Origin of the sequence: Frankia sp. AgPm24, from assembly GCF_023243055.1 — a bacterium.
GTDB classification, from domain to species: domain Bacteria; phylum Actinomycetota; class Actinomycetes; order Frankiales; family Frankiaceae; genus Frankia; species Frankia umida.
In genome coordinates this window covers 1-715 of sequence record NZ_JALKFW010000084.1, presented here as the reverse complement: position 1 = coordinate 715, position 715 = coordinate 1, and the positions used below count along the sequence as shown (strand labels likewise).

Genomic DNA, 715 nt, shown 5'->3' with positions numbered 1-715 from the left:
GCCCTGTTCGGTCAGGGTGTGCCGCCAGGGGCGTGGCTGGCATGGTTCCAGGCCCTGCTCGCGCATGAGGGCGCGGACGAGCTCGGGGCTGCAGGGGCGACCCCAGGCGCACAGGTCAGCGTGTACGCGCCGGTAGCCGTAGGTGCCGTCGGAGGCGGTGAACGATCGGTGGACGAGGGCGGTGAGCTCGCCGCGGCGGGTCGCGGTCGCGGAGGCAGGACGGTCGTGCCATTCATAGAAACCTGAGCGAGAGACCTGGAGCCAGGCGCACATCTGGGTGATGGACGGCACCGTTATACCGACATTCGTGGTGGTGCGGGCTGCGTACTCCGCATCGATGAACTCGAACGTGTCGCTCACCGATGATCCTTGGCGAAGTACGCGGCGGCTTTTTTCAAGAAGCTGTTCTCCATGAGAAGCTCACGGTTCTGCCGTTCGAGTTCGCGTATTCGCGTGTTGTCCTCGGCGGCCGGTGACGGTGCCTCGCCGGCGTGGGCACGCCGGTAGGCGGCGACCCAGACCCCGAGTGTTCCCTCGAGGATGCCGAGTTCACGCGCGACGTCTGCGATCGGACGAGATGTCTCGATCACCATCTTTACCGCCTCGTCCTTGAACTCGGGCGAGTATCTCTTGCGCTTCTGCGTCAACTATTACCCCTTCCGTGCTGCCCCTAATTCTAGTAGGGACCGCTGTCCGGGAGAAAAGGGGCACCTCA

General features: G+C 64.5%; 2 protein-coding genes. Both read right to left on the bottom strand.

Annotation, left to right across the window (positions count from 1 at the left end; genetic code table 11):
- The coding region (locus MXD61_RS05770; RefSeq protein WP_248811805.1) for an IS3 family transposase at positions 1-360 on the bottom strand (360 nt) is incomplete at its 3' end.
- Positions 357-647 carry a transposase gene (locus MXD61_RS05765; protein WP_248811804.1) on the bottom strand — a complete coding sequence of 97 codons (291 nt, stop codon included), beginning with the start codon at positions 645-647 and terminating at the stop codon, positions 357-359. The genes MXD61_RS05770 and MXD61_RS05765, both read right to left, overlap by 4 nt.
- Positions 648-715 lie beyond the last annotated feature (68 nt).